We start from the raw sequence: 16,948 nt of genomic DNA, 5'->3' as shown, positions 1-16,948 counted from the left end.
GCTCAGGGGCGGCGCAGCGCCGAGGCGTTGTCGTTGTCGACCTGCGCCAGCGGCGGGTTCTCGGTGCGCGCCGCGCTGGCCAGCATGTGCTCGATGACGTTCTTGCCGAGCGCGCTTTCGCTGGGCAGTTCGATCGGGTAGTTGCCGTCGAAGCATGCGCTGCACAGCCGCGATGCGGGTTGCTCGGTGGCGGCGATCATGCCGTCCCGCGAGATGTAACCCAAGGTGTCGGCGCCGATTGCGTGCCGGACCGCTTCGAGCATCTCGTCGGCCGAGCCGGTGTTGGCCGCGTTGGCGATCAGCTCGGCCGGTGAGGCGAAGTCGATGCCGTAGAAGCACGGCCACTTCACCGGCGGCGACGCGATCCGCACATGCACCTCGACGGCGCCGGATTCACGCAGCATCCGGATCAGCGCGCGCTGGGTGTTGCCCCGCACGATCGAGTCGTCGACCACGATCAAGCGCTTGCCCCGGATCATTTCGCGCAGCGGGTTGAGCTTGAGTCGGATGCCCAGCTGGCGGATGGTCTGCGAGGGCTGGATGAAGGTGCGGCCCACGTAGGCGTTCTTCATCAGGCCCTGGCCGAACGGGATGCCGGATTCCTGCGCGTAGCCGACCGCGGCCGGGGTGCCGGACTCCGGGACGCCGATCACCAGGTCGGCGTCGATCGGCTCCTCGCGGGCCAGGCGTCGGCCGATGTCCACCCGGGTGGCGTGCACCGAACGGCCCACCAGCGTGCTGTCCGGCCGGGCCAGGTAGACGTACTCGAACACACACCCCTTGGGGGTGGGGTTGGCGAATCGGGTGGAGCGCACCCCGTCGGCGTCGATGGCCAACAGCTCGCCGGGTTCGATGTCGCGGACGAAGGAGGCGCCGACGATGTCCAGCGCCGCGGTTTCCGAGGCCACCACCCAGCCGCGGTCCAGTCGGCCCAGCGACAGCGGGCGCACGCCGTGCGGGTCCCGCGCGGCATACAGGGTGTTCTCGTCCATGAAGGTCAGGCAGAACGCGCCGCGCACCGTGGGCAGCAGTTCCAGGGCGGCCTGCTCCAGGCTGGAGTCGGCCGCGCCGTGCGCCAACAGCGCGCCCAGGATGTCGGAGTCGGTGGTGGCCGCCGGAGCGCCGCGCATGTCGATCAGCCCGGCCTCGCGGGCCCGGGCCGCCAGCTCGGTGGTGTTGACCAGGTTGCCGTTGTGGCCGAGTGCCACGCCGGTGCCGGCCGCGGTGTTGCGGAACACCGGCTGAGCGTTCTCCCAGGTGGTGGAGCCGGTGGTGGAGTAGCGGCAGTGCCCGACGGCGACGTGGCCGTGCATGGCGGCCAGGGTCTGTTCGTCGAACACCTGGCTGACCAGGCCCAGGTCCTTGAACACCAGCACCTGGCTGCCGTCGGCGACGGCGATGCCGGCGGCTTCCTGTCCGCGGTGCTGCAACGCGTACAGGCCGTAGTAGGTGAGCTTGGCGACTTCCTCGCCGGGCGCCCACACTCCGAATACGCCGCATTCTTCACGCGGCTCGTTGTCGAGTTCGTTAGTTTGCTCGGTCACGTCTGCGGGCTGCTCCCTGCGGCGGGGTGGGTGACGGGTTCAGTCTACGGTTACCGGCCGGTCAGTAAAGAGCGGACTGCAGCGTTTTCCGCAGGCCACGCACTTTCGCGGTGGTCAAACTCACATCACCTTCCGCTGACCACGGGCAACCACTGGCTGATCTCAGCGGCTCGGGCCCCGGACAGCCGCAGCGCACCGTCGGCCGCGGCGTTTGGCACCGAGCGCAGGCCGGTGGCCAACTGCAGCCAGGTGCGCGGGTCGGTTTCGACGACGTTGGGCGGCGTGCCGCGGGTGTGTCGGGGCCCGGCGATGCACTGCACGGCCACGAACGGGGGGATGCGCACTTCGACCGCGCCACCCGGTGCCAGCTGGGCCAGGGTGCGGGCAGTCAACCGCACGGCTCGGGCCAGCTCGGCGCGCGCCGGTGCGCCGTCCGGCTGCTCGGCGCGCAGCCAGTCCCACACCGCGGCGACCGCGGCGCGGGTTTCGGCCGGGTCGGCCGCGCGGCGGGCGGACATCGTTCACGGCCTCCAGACGCCGGTGGCCAACCGCCGCTGGACGGCCAGCGCCGCCACCGCGCCGGCTTCGTTGATCGCCAGGTGCGCCAGCACCGGTGCCAGCACGCTGCCGGTGCGCTCGGCCAGCCAGCCGAAAACCCACCCGGCCGCGCCGGTCACCAACACGGTGGCCGGCACCGACTGCCCGGCCGCCCGGGCGTCGACGACGTGCGACAGCCCGAACGCAGCGGCCTGCACCAGTCGGCCGCGCGCCGGCCCGAAGGCGGCGGCTGCCAGCGGGGCCAGCGCGCCGCGGTAGGTCATCTCCTCGGCCCACACCGTGCCCAGCGGGATCTCGTAGCCGATCCAGCGCCAGCCGGCATCCGGCAGCGGGCGCGCCAGCATCGCCGAACGCACCGGGGTCAGGGCCGCACCGGCACCCACCGTCGCGGCGACCGCCGACGCGCTGAGCAAGCCGGTGCGCAGGCCGGAACGCGCCGCTGGGCCGCGCAGACCCAGGTCGGTGCGCAGCGCGGCGGCCACTGCGCTACCCAGCACGGCCAGCAGCAACGGATGGCGCCGGCCCGGCACCTGCAGGTCCGCAGTGGTGCTCCAGCCCACCAATCCGGCCGCCAGCAGCAGCGCTCGTACCCGCAGCCCCATCAGTTCGCCGGCCCGTCTTTGCCCGCAGTCTCGTTGAGCGCCACCCGAATTCGCTCGGTGTCCGCCGGAGTCCAGCCGTCCGGCGGCGCCACCGCTGCCCAGCCGTCCAGCACCGCCTTACCGTAGTTGTGGCCGTGCCCGTCAGGCATCGAAGCAGCGTGGAAGATGTCGGCGCCCACCTGGGAGAACGTCACGAACGGATACCAGCGCATGGCGGCGGCGCGGCCCCGGCCCGGCGGTTCGACCAGCCAATCCGGTTGGGAGAACATCAGATCCGGTGACCACCAGACGATCGGGTCGGACGCATGCTGCAGGTACAGCACCCGGGTGCCCTGCCACGGACCGGCAATGTCACGGGCAATCTGGTCGGGGTCCCCACCTTGGGAAAACCGGACCGTGCGACCGTCGTCGTAGCGCGGCGCCACCTCGGTGCTGCCCGGGTCGCGGCGTTCGATCAGCGCGCGCCACAACGTGCTGGCCGCCGGCGGCCCTACCCACAGCACGCCGTCGAACCCCATCCGGCTGATGTCGGGGAGGTAGCCGAACGCCGCCTGGCCGGCCAATGCGCCCAGGCTTTCGCCGTAGAGCAGCAGTTTGGGCCGTCGCTCCGGGGGCTGCTGTTGCCATCTGTCGTGTACGGCGTCGATCAGCATCCGACCGGCGTCCATCGACTTCTGTTCATCACCCATGAACGAAATCCAGCTGGGCAGATACGAATACTGCAGCGCAACCATGGCGGTGTCGCCGTTGTACATCAACTCCACTGCCCGCGCCGCCACCGGGTTGACCCAGCCGGTGCCGGTGGTCGGGACGATGATCAAGGCCTTGCGTTCGAAGGCATGGGTGCGCTGCAACTCGCTGAGCAGCACCGCCATTCGGGATTCATCGTCGTCGGCGGTCTGCAAACCGGCATAGACCCGGATCGGTTCCTTGGCCGGCGCACCGTTGATCCGGGTCAGTTCCTCGGCGCTGGGCCCGGTCCCGACGAAGTTGCGGCCCTGAAATCCCAGGGTCTCCCACGGCGCGAAAGACTCCGGGCTGCCTGATCTTTCCGGTGCGACGGGTTGCACCACACCGTCGCGGGTGGTGGCGTTCTGCGGCTGGAACACCTGGCTGGCGCCGAGCAGGAAGCCGCGGAACAGCACCCCGTTGATCAGCGTGATGAGCAGCACCACCATGACCGCGGTGCCGATGAACAGCGCGACTTCGTTACTCAGCCGCCAGCGCCGAATCAGCATCCGGGCCAGCAGTCTGACCACGTCGAGCAGCACCCGGGACACACCGATCAGCGCGCCGCCGATGGCGATCGCGAGCAGCAGGGTGCGGTAGTAGCCGAGGGTGGCCGGTCCCTCGATACCCATCTGCTCGGATACCCGCCGCTGCCACACCGCGGCCGGGATCACCATCAACACGCTGGCCGTGATCGCGGCGGCCACCGTGGCACCCTTGATCGTCCACAACACCTTCGGCGTCGGTGGCCACCAACTCCGCCCACGCAATACGAAGCGGCGCAACGCCTTTCCGATCAGAACGCCGACACCGTAGCCGAAGGCCGCGTTCACCCCGCCGATCAGGCCGCCGAACACCCAGTCCCGCGGCAACAGCGACGGGGTCAGCGACAGACAGAAGAACAACGAACTGAACGCCAAGCCGACGAAGTCCAGCTTGAGCAGGCCCCAGGCCCAGTCGAGCAGCGGCGGACGGGGCGCGGCGTCGACGGCGGCGGTCATCGGCAACGGATCACCCGAACAGGGCCGGCAACACGCTCTCCCAGGTGCTGCGCAACTCCGACAGGCTCACGCTGAACTGGCCCTGCACCTCCACGCTGTCGCTGCCCTGATCCACCACGCCGATCCGGCGCACCGGAAGACCGCGGGCCTCGCACATCGACACGAAGCGGGACTCCTCGGTGCGCGGCACCGCGACCAGCACCCGGCCGGAAGATTCGGAGAACAGGAAGACGAACGGACCGTCCCCGGTCGAGAACTCCTCGGGAAGCAGTACCCGGCAACCGGTTTCGCCGGCCAGCGCGGATTCCACCACGGCCTGGATCAACCCGCCCTCGGACAAGTCGTGCGCAGCCGAGACCAGACCGTCGCGGGACGCCGCGGTCAGCACCTCGGCCAGCAGCTGCTCGCGGGCCAGGTCGACCCGCGGCGGCACCCCGCCGAGGTGATCGGCGGTGACCTGGGCCCAGATCGAGCCGTCGAACTCGTCGTAGATGTCGCCCAGCAGCAGCAGGGTCTCACCGGGTTCGGTTCCGAACCCGGTCGGGATGCGGCGGTGCACGTCGTCGATCACACCCAGCACACCGACCACCGGGGTGGGCAGGATCGGGGTGGAGCCGGTCTGGTTGTAGAAGCTCACGTTGCCGCCGGTGACCGGAATCCCCAGGGCCGCACAGCCGTCCGCGAGGCCGCGGACCGCCTGGCTGAACTGCCACATGACGCCGGGATCCTCAGGTGAGCCGAAGTTCAGGCAGTTGGTCACCGCCACCGGGGTGGCGCCGGTGACCGCCACGTTGCGGTAGGCCTCGGCCAACGCGAGCTGCGCGCCGGTGTACGGGTCCAGCTGGGTGTAGCGGCCGGAGGCGTCGGTGGAGATCGCCACGCCCCGGCCGGTTTCCTCGTCGATCCGCAGCATGCCGCCGTCGGCGTATTCGGCCAGCACGGTGTTGCCGCGCACGTACCGGTCGTACTGCTCGGTGATGAACGCCCGGCTGCACAGGTGCGGGCTGCCCAGCAGCGCCAGCAAGGTCTCGCGCAGGTCGGCACCGCTCTGCGGTCGGGGCAGCCCGGCCGAGGTGTCGGCCACCAGGGCGTCCTGGTAGTCCGGGCTGGCCAGCGGGCGCTGGTAGACCGGGCCCTCATGGGCGACGGTGCGCGGCGGCACGTCGACGACGGTTTGGCCGTGCCAGGTGATCTCCAGCCGGTCCCCGTCGGTCACCTCACCGATCACGGTGGCCAGCACCTCCCATTTGCGGCACACCGCCAGGAAGGCGTCGACGTTCTCCGGGGCGACCACCGCGCACATGCGTTCCTGGGATTCGCTGGAGAGCACCTCGGCCGGGGTCATGTCGGCCGCCCGCAGCGGCACCCGGTCCAACTCGATGCGCATGCCGCCGTCGCCGGCCGAGGCCAGCTCGGAGGTGGCGCAGGACAGTCCGGCGCCGCCCAGGTCCTGGATGCCGACCACCAGGCCGGCCGCGTACAGCTCCAGGCAGCACTCGATGAGCACCTTCTCGGTGAACGGGTCGCCGACCTGCACGCTGGGCAGTTTCTTGCGGCCGGTGCCGCCCTCGTCGCCGGAGAAAGTGTCGCTGGCCAGCACCGAAACCCCGCCGATGCCGTCCAGTCCGGTGCGGGCGCCGAACAAGATGATCTTGTTGCCGGTGCCCGAAGCGAACGCCAGGTGCAGGTCCTGCTTGCGCAGCACACCCACGCACAGCGCGTTGACCAGCGGATTACCCGCATAGCTGGCGTCGAACACGGTTTCGCCACCGATGTTGGGCAGGCCCAGCGAGTTGCCGTAGCCGCCGATGCCGCGCACCACACCGTCGACCACGCGGCGGGTGTCGGGTGCGTCGGCCGCACCGAACCGCAGCTGATCCATCACCGCGACCGGCCGGGCGCCCATCGCCATGATGTCGCGCACGATGCCGCCGACGCCGGTGGCCGCACCCTGGTAGGGCTCCACATAGGACGGATGGTTGTGCGATTCGACCTTGAACGTGACGGCCCAGCCGTCACCGATATCGACCACCCCGGCGTTCTCGCCGATGCCGGCCAGCATGCCGGCTTTCATCTCCTCGGTGGTGGTCTCACCGAAGTAGCGCAGATGCACCTTGGAGGACTTGTAGGAGCAGTGCTCACTCCACATCACCGAGTACATCGCCAGTTCGGCGTCGGTGGGACGGCGGCCCAGGATCTCGCGGATGCGCTGATACTCGTCATCCTTGAGCCCCAGCTCGCGGTAGGGCTGCGGGTGGTCAGGGGTGCCGGCGGCGTGTTCGACGGTGTCGATGTGGGCAGCGGAGCCGACGGTATCCAGCGAAGAGGCCTCAGAGGTCACCTGAGCAGTCTATTCGGTGTCTCGGCGGGCACCGCCCTGGTCGTCGGCCGGGCCGCCGAACCGCGCACCCGACCAGCGCAGTATCACCTCAGTCCGGCAAAGCTCGCCCCACACCCGCGTGCTGGTGGCTACCATCGCGGCTGGCTGCGGCTTGCCGTGGTCAAGCGAACATCCGAAAGGAAAGCCATGCACACAGCAACGAAACGAACGATCTCCTTCACCGCTGCGATCCTCGGATTTGCACTGATCGGGTCCGGCTGCCAGCAGACCCAGGACGCCGCAGAGGAAGCAACCACGACGGCGACCTCGATCGCCACCGACGTGTCGGAGGCGCTGGATCCGGACGCGACCACCACCGCGCCCGGGGACGCCACCACCGAAGTCGAAGTCGAAGAGACCACGATCACCGGCGCCGACGGCACCGCGTACGCCGTGTCGGGCGTCATCTTGACCAAGTTCAACGAACTCGAGGACACCGCGCGGACCGACCTGGGTGCGCCCACCGCCGAGCAGCAGCAGAACCCGGACGGCGGGGTCTACCAGCAGTTCGACGGCGGCGTGATCATCAGCTACGAAGACAACACGCACGTGGTGTGGGGCAAGATCCGCGACAAGTGGAACGAGCTGGGCGGCTCGCAGGGCGACCTGGGCTACCCGACCAGCGACGAGACCGACACCCCGGAGGGCCTCAAGCAGACCACGTTCCAGCGCGGCACCGTGACCTGGAACCCGGACACCGACGAGGTCGTCGTCACCACCAACTGAGACAGCACCAACTCCGGTCGGCACACCCGACCGACGAGGTCGGGCAATCCACGGATTGCCCGACCTTCGTCGTCTTGCGGAGTCGGCCGGTCAGGCCTGCGGCGCCAGGAAGGCGCGCAGCGCGGCGGCGTAGGCCGGCACGTCGTGCGCGCCCATCAGCTCGCGTGCTGAATGCATGGCCAGTTGCGCGGCGCCGACGTCGACGGTCGGGATGCCGGTGCGCGCCGAGGTCATCGGGCCGATGGTGGAGCCGCACGGCAGGTCGGCGCGGTGCTCGTAGCGTTGCAGCCCCACCCGGGCCTGCCGGCAGGCCAGTTCGAACGCGGCCGCGGTGCGCCCGTCGGTGGCGTAGCGCAGATTCGGTTGCACCTTGAGCACCGGTCCGGCGTTGACCGCGATGGTGTGCCCGGGTTCGTGCCGGTCCGGGTAGTTGGGGTGGGTGGCGTGCGCCATATCCCCGGACGCCACCATCGAGCCGGCCTTGGCCCGCAGGTAGTCCTCGCGGCCACCGCCACCGGCCAGCACGATGCGCTCCAGGGTGGTGGGCAGCAGCTCGGATTGCGCGCCGTGCGCCGAGGTCGAGCCGACCTCTTCGTGGTCGAACAGCGCCAGCACCGGCAGGTGCTCACCCGGGTCGCCCAGCGCCAGTAGCGCTTCCAGGCCCGCGTAGCAGGTGGCCTGGTTGTCCAGCCGCGGCGCGCTGACGAACTCGTCGTCGGCGCCCCACACCACCGAAGGGCTCAGATCGTGGGTCATCAGGTCGAAGCCCAGCACCTCGCCGGGGTCGACGCCGGCGGCCGCGGCGACGACGTCTACGAACGACGACGGCGTCGGGCCCAGCGCCCACACCGCGTCCAGATGCCGTTGCGGGTCCAGTTTGACCGCGGCGCGGTCCTCGGCCAGGTGGATGGCCAGCTGCGGCACCCGCAGCACCGGATGGTCGAGCCGGACCAACTGATGGCGCAGCACGGCCCCGTCGCGCACCGAAAGCCGCCCGCTGATGCCCAGTTCGCGATCCAGCCACGAGTTCAGCCAGGCGCCGCCGTAGGGCTGCAACGCGACCACCCGCCAGCCGGCGACCACGCGGTCCGGGTGCTGCTTGACCCGCAGGTTCGGGCTGTCGGTGTGCGCGCCGACCACCCGGAACGGCCGGCCGGCCGCGCCGCGCGCGTCCCAGGCCACCAGCGATCCGGCGCGCACCACGAAGAAGCGGTCTGCCGCCGCCGCACCGCTCGGCCACGGATCGGTTTCCTGCAGCTGGGTGAACCCGGCTTCGGTCAGGCGCCGGGCGGCGGTGAGGCAGGCGTGAAACGGTGACGGCGCGGAGTCGATGAACTGGCACAGGCCCGCTGCGCTGGCTTCGGTGGCGGTGTGGGGCATGGGCACCATCTTGGCCGACCGGCGGTCAGCCTTTGTAGTAGACCAGCTGATGCGTGCTGGCCAGCAACTCCCCGCCGCGGCTGAACAGCTGCGCGGCCTGGTCGAAGTGCCCGGCCGCGAACCGGTTGGCGGTCGCGGTGGCCAACACGAAGTCGCTGCCCTGGGCGGTGAGCTGTTCGGTGTCGGCGTGGAAGTACACCGTCATGCTGATCGTGCCGGCCGGCACGAACTGGCCGCGGCGCAGGAACACCCGCGGGAAGAACACGTCGGACAGTGCGGTCAACGCGGCGAAGTCGATCCGGCGCTCACGGGCGTCGCGCACCCACAGCGTGCTGGTCGACGACGGGTTCGGTTCGGCATCGGCGCCCGGCACCCCGCCGGTGACGAACCGCATGTCGTAATTGGCTGCCCACACCACCGGCGGGGATTCGGTGTTGGCCGGCAGGCTCTCCGGCTCGGGCACGGCCGGCGCCGCGGTTTCGGTGTCCGACCAGGTCTGCCGACGCACCCCGAAGACCGCTGATGCGGTGGCCTTCGGCTCGCCGTCCTGGCTCAGCTCCAGGATCCAGTGCTGGTTGGTGCGGTTGGTGCGCGGTGCGCGCGCACTGATCTCGAACTCACCGTCGGCGACCGGAGCCAGGTAGTTGATCGTCAGGGCCAGCGGATCACCGTGCCGGTCCGGATGCTCCTCGACCGCGCGCAGCAGGGTGGCGGCCGTGATGCCGCCGAACGGGCCCACCATGTTGGCCCACTCCGGGCGGGTGTGGCCGCCGAACTGGTTGGTGCCCAACGACTTCAAGGTCAGGGCAGCATCGAACGGGTGGGTGCTCATGGAATCGGTCAACGGCGGGCTAGGCGGTCAGCACCGCGTCCAACGCCGAGTAGAAGATCCCGAGCCCGTCGTCGGAGGGTCCGGTGAGCGCTTCGGTGGCATGTTCGGGATGCGGCATCAAGCCCACCACCCGGCCGTTGGCCGAGCTGACTCCGGCGATGTCACGCTGGGATCCGTTGAGGTTCTCCAGGTAGCGGAAGGCCACCCGGCCCTCACCCTCGAGTTCGTCGAGCACGGACTCGGACGCCACGTAGCGGCCCTCGCCGGATTTGAGCGGCACCAGGATCTCGGCGCCCGGCTCGTACCGCGAGGTCCACGCGGTGTTCACGGCATCCACCCGCAGCCACACGTCTCGGCAGATGAAGTGCAGGCCCTCGTTGCGGGTCAGCGCACCGGGCAGCAGTCCGGCTTCGCACAGCACCTGGAATCCGTTGCAGATGCCGAGCACCGGCATACCACGGTTGGCGGCGGACACCACCTCGCCCATCACCGGCGCGAACCGGGCGATGGCGCCGGCGCGCAGATAGTCGCCGTAGGAGAAGCCACCCGGCACCACGACGGCGTCCACACCGCGCAGGTCGGCGTCGGCGTGCCAGAGGCTGACCGCCTCGGCGCCGACGGCACGCACGGCCCGCGCCGCGTCGATGTCGTCGAGCGTGCCGGGGAAGGTGATCACACCGACACGGGGGCTCATTGGTCTTCCCGGGTGACGGTCCAGTCTTCGATCACGGTGTTGGCGAGCAGCGATTCGGCGATCTGGGCCAGCGTGTCGTCGTCGACGGTGTCGTCGACCTCGAGCTCGAACCGCTTGCCCTGCCGGACGTCCGAGACGCCAGGGTGACCGAGACGGCCCAGTGCGCCGACGATCGCCTGCCCTTGCGGGTCCAGGATCTCGGCCTTGGGCATGACGTGCACAACCACCCGGGCCACACGCGGCTCCTACCTGCTCAATGCTTGTGGGGACGGCACGACTCTACCCGCAGGACCCGATGTAGGCCGTGCACAGTGGTGCAGCCAACGCAGCCAGCACCTGCTGGTCGGGCAGCGGCTGCCACGGCACCGTGGTGCCGGCGTCGGCGAACAGCACCAATTCGCTGATCGTGCTGTTACGCGGGTCACTGATCAGGTACTGGTGCACGATCTTCGGTCCGGTGAGCACCGCGGCCACCTGGGTGGGTGTCGACGTGCTGATCTTGACCGAGTAATCCGGCGCGCTGGCGTGACATTCACGCAGCGCGCGCACGGCCGCGTCGAACACCGCCGACGCCAACTGGCCACCCATCCAGGTGTCCCCGCGCCAATGCACCACCTGGGCCTGCAGGTGCCACTGGCCGGGGTCGCCGTCGCCCAACACCGCGCGGGACGCCACCGCGTACTCGCGCGGGTCGCCGATCGGACGGGACTTGCCGCACAGTTCCTCGGCCTTGAACTGCGGCCACGGCACGGTGCGGGCCACCTGCGCCAGATCGCCCCAGCGCTGGGACGAGTACAGCGGCAGTTGCGCCGGATCCGGCCACGCGGTGGCCGGAATCTGATCGCAGAGCGGCGGACAGTTGGCCCGCGGATCAGCCTGTGCGGGTGCCGCCAGCAGCGTGCTGAAACAGATCAGCCCGGCCGTCAACAGCAGTCGAACCATCGCGTTGCCTCCCGCCTCCCCGTCCAGCGCTGCACAATCGTAAGCATGGAACTGACGCATTTCGGGCACTCTTGCCTGCTCGCGAGCTTCCCCGACACCACCGTCCTGTTCGATCCGGGAATCTTCTCGCACGGGTTCGAGGGCATCACCGACCTGACCGCGATCCTGATCACCCATCAGCATCCCGACCACGCCGACCCGCAGCGGCTGCCCGCACTGGTCGAGGCCAATCCGCAGGCCGCGCTGTACGCCGATCCGCAGACCGCGGCGCAACTCGGCGGGGACTGGCAGGCGGTACACGTCGGTGATCAGCTGACCGTCGGCGAGCTGACCGTGCGCGGCGTCGGAGGCCGGCACGCGGTGATCCACCCGGAGCTCCCGGACATCGACAACATTTCGTATCTGGTTGGGGACGGCGAACATCCGGCGCGGCTGATGCATCCCGGCGACGCGCTGTTCGCCCCCGGCGAGCCGGTCGACGTGCTGGCCACCCCGGCCGCGGCGCCCTGGATGAAGATCTCCGAGGCGGTCGATTTCCTGCGCGCGGTGGCACCGGCCCATGCGGTGCCGATCCACCAGGGCATCGTCGCGCCGGAAGCCCGCGGCATCTACTACAGCCGGTTGACCGAGATGTGTGACACCGACTTCCGGGTGTTGACCGAAGAAGCCTCGATTTCGCTTTGAGCCGGCGCCGTCGGCCCTAAGGTGTTGTGCAGTCGCTCAGCAGTAGGACGGAGACGGCGATGACTTCCCGCGTGCAGGACCAGACCCAGGGCACCTCGACTTCGGTCTACTACGACCCGTACCGGATCGACATCGTGCAGAACCCGTACCCGACCTATGCCCGGCTGCGCGCCGAGGCGCCGCTGTACTACAACGAGCAGTACGACTTCTGGGCCCTGTCCCGGCACGCGGATGTGGAACGCGCGCTGGCCAATTGGCGGACCTTCTCCAACTCCCGCAGCGACATCCTGGAGCTGATCAAGTCGGACTTCCCGATGCCCAAGGGCGTCATGATGTTCGAGGATCCGCCGGTGCACACCATGCTGCGCGGTCTGATGTCGCGGGTCTTCACCCCGCGCCGGATGGCCGAGATCGAGGATCAGATCCGGGCGTTCTGCGTGCGCTGCCTGGACCCGCACGTCGGCTCCGACGGATTCGACATCATCGCCGAGCTGGCATCCATGATGCCGATGCGGGTGATCGGCATGCTGTTGGGAATTCCGGAGTCCCAACAGATCTCGGTGCGCGACGCCAACGACGCCAACCTGCGGACCAAGCCGGGCGCGCCAATGAAGGTGGCCAAGGCCGAGAAGATCGCCGACGGCAGCATCTACGCCGACTACGTCGAGTGGCGTTCGCACCACCCGTCCGACGATCTGATGACCGCGTTGCTGAACGTGGAGTTCGACGACGAGCACGGCGTGCGCCGCCGACTGACCCGCAAGGAGGTGCTGCACTACACCCAGGTGGTGGCCGGCGCGGGCAACGAGACCACCGGCCGGCTGATCGGCTGGCTGGCCAAGGTGCTCGCCGAGCATCCCGATCAGCGTCGGGCGGTGGCCGCCGATCGCTCACTGCTGAACCGCACCATCGATGAGACGCTGCGTTTCGAGCCGACCGGTCCGCACGTGGCCCGCTACATCGCCGAGGACTACCAGGCCTACGGCGCCACGGTGCCGGCCGGCAGTGCCATGCTGCTGCTGTTCGGCGCGGCCAACCGCGACCCGGACCGGTACGCCAACCCGGATGTCTTCGACATCCACCGGGACAACATCTCGCATCTGACCTTCGGCAAGGGGCTGCACTACTGCCTGGGCGCCAACCTGGCCCGGCTGGAAGGCCGGGTGGCGCTCGACGAGTTGCTGAATCGCTGGCCGGACTGGGGTATCGATTACGACACTGCTCGGCTGGCGCCCACCTCCACGGTGCGCGGTTGGGAAGAACTGCGGATCACCTTCTGATGTCCGCCGAGCGTGCCCGAACGGCTCAACCCACGTCGCGGGCCGCGGCCCGGCCCGCAGCCCGTCCCGAGAAGATGCAGCCGCCCAGGAAGGTGCCTTCCAGCGAGCGGTAGCCGTGCACGCCGCCGCCACCGAAGCCGGCCACCTCACCGGCCGCGTACAGCCCGGGCAGCGGTGCGCCACCGGCTTGCAGCACCCGGGAGTCCAGATCGGTCTCCAAGCCGCCCAACGTCTTTCGGGTCAGGATGTGCAGCTTGACCGCGATCATCGGTCCGGCCTTGGGATCGGTGAGCCGGTGTGGGGCCACCACCCGGGAGATCCGGTCCGGCAGGTAGGCGCGGGCGCCGCGGATCGCGGTGATCTGGCCGTCCTTGCTGAACCGGTTGGCCACTTCCCGGTCCCGCGCGGTGACTTCGGCGTCCACGGTGGCGAAGTCCAGCGGGACCACGTCCGGCAGCTCGTTCATCGCGGCGACCAGATCCCGCAGTGAGCCGGCCTGCACGAAGTCCACCCCGCGGTCGACGAACGCCTGCACCGGCGGCGGCGGGCCCGGGCGCACCCGGGAAAGCACTTGGCGCACACTGCGTCCGGTCAGGTCGGGGTTCTGCTCCTGGCCGGACAGGCTGAACTCCTTCTCGATGATCCGGGCGTTCAGGATGAACCAGGTGTAGTCGTGTCCCGAGGCCACGATGTGGCGCAGCGTGCCCAGGGTGTCGAAACCCGGGTACAGCGGGCCGGGCAGCCGGCGGCCGGTGGCATCGAGCCACAGCGACGACGGCCCGGGCAGGATCCGGATGCCATGGTCGGGCCAGATCGGGTCGTAGTTGGTGATGCCTTCGGTGTAGTGCCACATCCGGTCCCGGTTGATCACCCGGGCACCGGCGGACTCGGTGATCGCGATCATCCGGCCGTCCACGTGCGCCGGCACCCCGGTCAGCAGCTGGCCGGGCACCCGGCCCCAGCCGGTGGGCCAGTTGCGTCGCACCAGCTCCGGATTGCCGCCGATACCGCCGCTGGTGACGATCACCGCGCCGGCCCGATACTCGAACTCCCCCACCGCCTTCCGTGAAGACGGTGCGCCGCGCAGCGCGCGCGACGGTTCCAGCACGGTGCCGCGCACCCCGGTGACCGCACCGGCGTCGGTGATCAGTTCGTCGACCTGATGGCGGTGCGCGAACCGGACTCGGGAGTGGTTGCGCAGGCGCCGCGCGAACACCTCGACCAGTGCGGGCCCGGTACCCCAGCTGATGTGGAAGCGCGGCACCGAGTTGCCATGCCCGCGCGCGTCGTAGCCGCCGCGCTCGGCCCAGCCCACCAGCGGGAAGATCTGCAGACCGCGTTCGCGCAGCCAGGCCCGCTTCTCACCAGCCGCGAAATCGACGTAGGCGTGCGCCCACTGCTTGGGCCAGTAGTCCTCATCCCGGTCGAAGCCCGCGGTACCCAGCCAGTCCTGGAGCGCCAGTTCGTGACTGTCCCGGATACCCATCCGGCGCTGTTCGGGACTGTCGACGAAGAACAGTCCGCCGAACGACCAGTACGCCTGACCGCCCAGGTTGGCGCTGTTCTCCTGCTCGACGACGAGCACCTGCCGGCCCCGGTCGGCCAGCTCGCCGGCCGCCACCAAACCCGCCAGCCCCGCTCCGACCACGATGACGTCCGCGTCCATGGCGATACGGTAACCGCCCAACCGGGAGCGCGGGCCGAATGCGCGGTGTGCTCAGGCGGCCCGGGCCACGCCCGGATCGGGCGCCCAGGAGTACACCGTGGGCACCGCACCGTGCATCAGCGCCAGATCGACGGCGTCGCACAGCGCCTGGGTGACCGCCGGCTTGCGCAGCTGCCGCCCGGAGACCGCCAGCCGCACGGTGCCGCCGCGGCGCGCAATCCGTTCGGCGGACAGCACCACGGTCCGGCACCACCAGGACTGCCCGCCGAACCCGGATCCGATCCCGAGCACCCGAGCCCGCAGCACGGCGTCGCGCACCAGATCGTGCACACCGGTCGCACCGACGTAGAGCCAGAAGCCGTTGCGCGGCAACACCCGCAACACACCCTCAGACGCGGTCCAGTTCGGTGCGGCGAACAGTCGAGTGCGCAGACCGACGTGATCCAGGATCCGGTCGGCGGCCATCAACCGCAGGTTGGCCTCGTGCGCGGGCAGCGCCGCGAACTCATCGCGCAATCGCCTACCAGCTGCTGCCTCGTCGTAGCCGTGCAGCACCAGCGCGTCGCCGTCGGTGCGCCGCTGGGTCAACCACGCCACAGTGGCAGGTTCACGCTCGAGTTGGTGACCGGTGCCGCGCGGCGCGACGAACCAGGACAGCGGTACGGCGCGCGCGGTCATCCGCGCGCTGAAGTCGACGGCGTCGTCGAGGGTCTGAGCGCGCACGCTCGAAACCGAGACGATCAGCTGACCAGCCATGCCTGCAGTGTGCCGACCGCAGATGACCGGTCGGTGTCGTCGACCCGACCGGCGGGTGTCCTCAGCGCGGCAGGACGGTCTCGATCGCCGCGATCACTTCGGGGGCATCGGGTTCGGTGCGCGGCCGGAACCGGTTGACCACCGTGCCATTCGGCGCCACCAGGAACTTCTCGAAGTTCCACTGCACGTCGCCGGCCTGACCGTCGGCATCGGCGGTCTGGGTCAGCTCGGCATACAGCGGGTGCCGGTCGGCGCCGTTGACGTCGGTCTTGGCCAGCAGCGGGAAGGTGACCCCGTAGCTGGTCGAGCAGAAGGTCTGGATCTCCTCGGCGGTGCCGGGTTCCTGGCCCATGAACTGGTTGCACGGCACGCCGATCACGGTCAGACCGCGCTCGGCGTAGTCGCGCGCCAGTTGCTCGAGCGCGCTGTACTGCGGGGTCAGACCGCATTTGGAGGCGACGTTGACGATCAGCAGTGCGCGGTCGGGGTATTCGGCCAGCGAAGTCGCGCGGCCGTCCAGGGTGGTCAGCTCGATGTCCTTGAGGCTCATGGGCGCTGACGCTAACACTGCTCAGCCGTCGAACAGCATGCGGCCGATCCGTTCGGTGAGGATCATCGGGTCCTCGGTGGCCGCGGCGTCGCCGAGGGCCTGGTTGCGCCACAAGGTGGCCAGGCCGTGCACCAGTGACCAGGCCGCCAGTCGGGCGGTCTCTGGGTCGGCCTGGGCCTTCGCATCACGCAACGTGCCCACGCCGCTGGCCAGTTCGGCACCGGCCCTGGCTTCGGCGGCCCGCAGCGCGGGGTCATCCGGGTCGATCAGCGACTTGTCGAACATCACCGCGAAGTGGCCGGGATGGTCCAATGCGAACCGGACGTAGGCCAGCGCGGCCGCGCTGAAGTCCGGGCGGGCCTGTTCCAGTGCGGTGGCCAGCAGTTCGTAACCTTCGGTGGCGAGCGCGGTGAACAGGCCCTGCCGGTCGGTGAAGTGGTGTGCGGGGGCGGCGTGCGAGACGCCGGCCGCCCGGGCCAGTTCACGCAGCGAGATCCGGTCCGCCCCGCGTTCGGCCACCAGGTCGGCGGCGTGCGCCAGGATCGTGGTCCGCAGTGCGCCGTGGTGGTACCCGGGCTTGGCCATGCCACCAGCTTAGCTTGCAATCTTGACAGTGACTAGTTA

Annotated in this window: 17 protein-coding genes; 3 read left to right on the top strand and 14 right to left on the bottom strand. The window is 69.8% G+C overall.

Features of this window, described 5'->3' with window-relative positions; all coding sequences use genetic code 11:
- Positions 1-2: 2 nt before the first annotated feature.
- The 5 genes from purF to purL all read right to left on the bottom strand — a co-directional run bounded on the left by purF (position 3) and on the right by purL (position 6,727).
- Complete coding sequence (purF, locus tag AC5Y3P_RS00740) at positions 3-1,544, bottom strand: amidophosphoribosyltransferase (protein WP_500043974.1); 1,542 nt, start codon at positions 1,542-1,544, stop codon at positions 3-5.
- 125 nt (positions 1,545-1,669) lie between these two features.
- Positions 1,670-2,062 carry a sterol carrier family protein gene (locus tag AC5Y3P_RS00735; protein WP_500043973.1) on the bottom strand — a complete coding sequence of 131 codons (393 nt, stop codon included), beginning with the start codon at positions 2,060-2,062 and terminating at the stop codon, positions 1,670-1,672.
- A gap of 3 nt (positions 2,063-2,065) precedes the next feature.
- A complete protein-coding gene (locus AC5Y3P_RS00730) occupies positions 2,066-2,704 on the bottom strand; it encodes an Rv0804 family intramembrane glutamic endopeptidase (RefSeq protein ID WP_500043972.1) in 639 nt (212 codons plus the stop codon).
- Complete coding sequence (locus AC5Y3P_RS00725) at positions 2,704-4,434, bottom strand: alpha/beta hydrolase (RefSeq protein WP_500043971.1); 1,731 nt, start codon at positions 4,432-4,434, stop codon at positions 2,704-2,706. The genes AC5Y3P_RS00730 and AC5Y3P_RS00725 overlap by 1 nt, the downstream gene beginning before the upstream one ends.
- A gap of 10 nt (positions 4,435-4,444) precedes the next feature.
- Positions 4,445-6,727 (bottom strand): phosphoribosylformylglycinamidine synthase subunit PurL, encoded by a 2,283-nt coding sequence (gene purL, locus AC5Y3P_RS00720; RefSeq protein ID WP_500044257.1) that lies wholly within the window; start codon positions 6,725-6,727, stop codon positions 4,445-4,447.
- Between the two features lie 234 nt (positions 6,728-6,961).
- On the opposite strand from purL, the gene AC5Y3P_RS00715 reads away from it, so the two are divergent.
- Positions 6,962-7,540 (top strand): LGFP repeat-containing protein, encoded by a 579-nt coding sequence (locus AC5Y3P_RS00715; protein ID WP_500043970.1) that lies wholly within the window; start codon positions 6,962-6,964, stop codon positions 7,538-7,540.
- Positions 7,541-7,630: 90 nt separating this feature from the next.
- On the opposite strand, the gene AC5Y3P_RS00710 is transcribed toward AC5Y3P_RS00715, so the two are convergent.
- The 5 genes from AC5Y3P_RS00710 to AC5Y3P_RS00690 are packed head-to-tail and all read right to left on the bottom strand — an operon-like array spanning position 7,631 to position 11,388.
- Positions 7,631-8,920 carry a M18 family aminopeptidase gene (locus AC5Y3P_RS00710; RefSeq protein ID WP_500043969.1) on the bottom strand — a complete coding sequence of 430 codons (1,290 nt, stop codon included), beginning with the start codon at positions 8,918-8,920 and terminating at the stop codon, positions 7,631-7,633.
- 25 nt (positions 8,921-8,945) lie between these two features.
- Entirely contained in the window at positions 8,946-9,752 is an 807-nt protein-coding gene (locus AC5Y3P_RS00705) for an acyl-CoA thioesterase (RefSeq protein ID WP_500043968.1), read from the bottom strand.
- Positions 9,753-9,771: 19 nt separating this feature from the next.
- Positions 9,772-10,446 carry a phosphoribosylformylglycinamidine synthase subunit PurQ gene (gene purQ / locus AC5Y3P_RS00700; RefSeq protein WP_500043967.1) on the bottom strand — a complete coding sequence of 225 codons (675 nt, stop codon included), beginning with the start codon at positions 10,444-10,446 and terminating at the stop codon, positions 9,772-9,774.
- Positions 10,443-10,682 carry a phosphoribosylformylglycinamidine synthase subunit PurS gene (gene purS, locus AC5Y3P_RS00695; RefSeq protein WP_500043966.1) on the bottom strand — a complete coding sequence of 80 codons (240 nt, stop codon included), beginning with the start codon at positions 10,680-10,682 and terminating at the stop codon, positions 10,443-10,445. Before purS ends, purQ begins: the two co-directional genes overlap by 4 nt.
- 43 nt (positions 10,683-10,725) lie before the next feature.
- Entirely contained in the window at positions 10,726-11,388 is a 663-nt protein-coding gene (locus tag AC5Y3P_RS00690; RefSeq protein ID WP_500043965.1) for an ATPase, read from the bottom strand.
- A gap of 45 nt (positions 11,389-11,433) precedes the next feature.
- Here AC5Y3P_RS00690 and AC5Y3P_RS00685 point away from each other — a divergent pair, with 45 nt between their 5' ends.
- Both AC5Y3P_RS00685 and AC5Y3P_RS00680 read left to right on the top strand, forming a co-directional pair.
- Complete coding sequence (locus tag AC5Y3P_RS00685) at positions 11,434-12,072, top strand: MBL fold metallo-hydrolase (protein ID WP_500043964.1); 639 nt, start codon at positions 11,434-11,436, stop codon at positions 12,070-12,072.
- Between the two features lie 59 nt (positions 12,073-12,131).
- Positions 12,132-13,352: a cytochrome P450 gene (locus AC5Y3P_RS00680; RefSeq protein ID WP_500043963.1), complete on the top strand. Its 1,221-nt coding sequence runs from the start codon at positions 12,132-12,134 to the stop codon at positions 13,350-13,352.
- Positions 13,353-13,377: 25 nt separating this feature from the next.
- Here the strand turns inward: AC5Y3P_RS00680 and AC5Y3P_RS00675 are convergent, their stop codons facing one another.
- From AC5Y3P_RS00675 to AC5Y3P_RS00660, 4 genes are all read right to left on the bottom strand, one after another.
- Positions 13,378-15,018 (bottom strand): FAD-binding dehydrogenase, encoded by a 1,641-nt coding sequence (locus tag AC5Y3P_RS00675; protein WP_500043962.1) that lies wholly within the window; start codon positions 15,016-15,018, stop codon positions 13,378-13,380.
- 51 nt (positions 15,019-15,069) lie between these two features.
- On the bottom strand, positions 15,070-15,774 hold the full coding sequence (locus tag AC5Y3P_RS00670) for a DUF2334 domain-containing protein (protein ID WP_500043961.1): 705 nt from the start codon (positions 15,772-15,774) through the stop codon (positions 15,070-15,072).
- Between the two features lie 61 nt (positions 15,775-15,835).
- Positions 15,836-16,324 carry a glutathione peroxidase gene (locus AC5Y3P_RS00665; RefSeq protein ID WP_500043960.1) on the bottom strand — a complete coding sequence of 163 codons (489 nt, stop codon included), beginning with the start codon at positions 16,322-16,324 and terminating at the stop codon, positions 15,836-15,838.
- Positions 16,325-16,345: 21 nt separating this feature from the next.
- Positions 16,346-16,909 (bottom strand): TetR/AcrR family transcriptional regulator, encoded by a 564-nt coding sequence (locus AC5Y3P_RS00660; RefSeq protein ID WP_500043959.1) that lies wholly within the window; start codon positions 16,907-16,909, stop codon positions 16,346-16,348.
- Positions 16,910-16,948: the final 39 nt, after the last annotated feature.

The organism is Mycobacterium sp. NGS45 (genome assembly GCF_059812645.1).
This window is presented reverse-complemented; position numbering and strand designations above follow the sequence as displayed.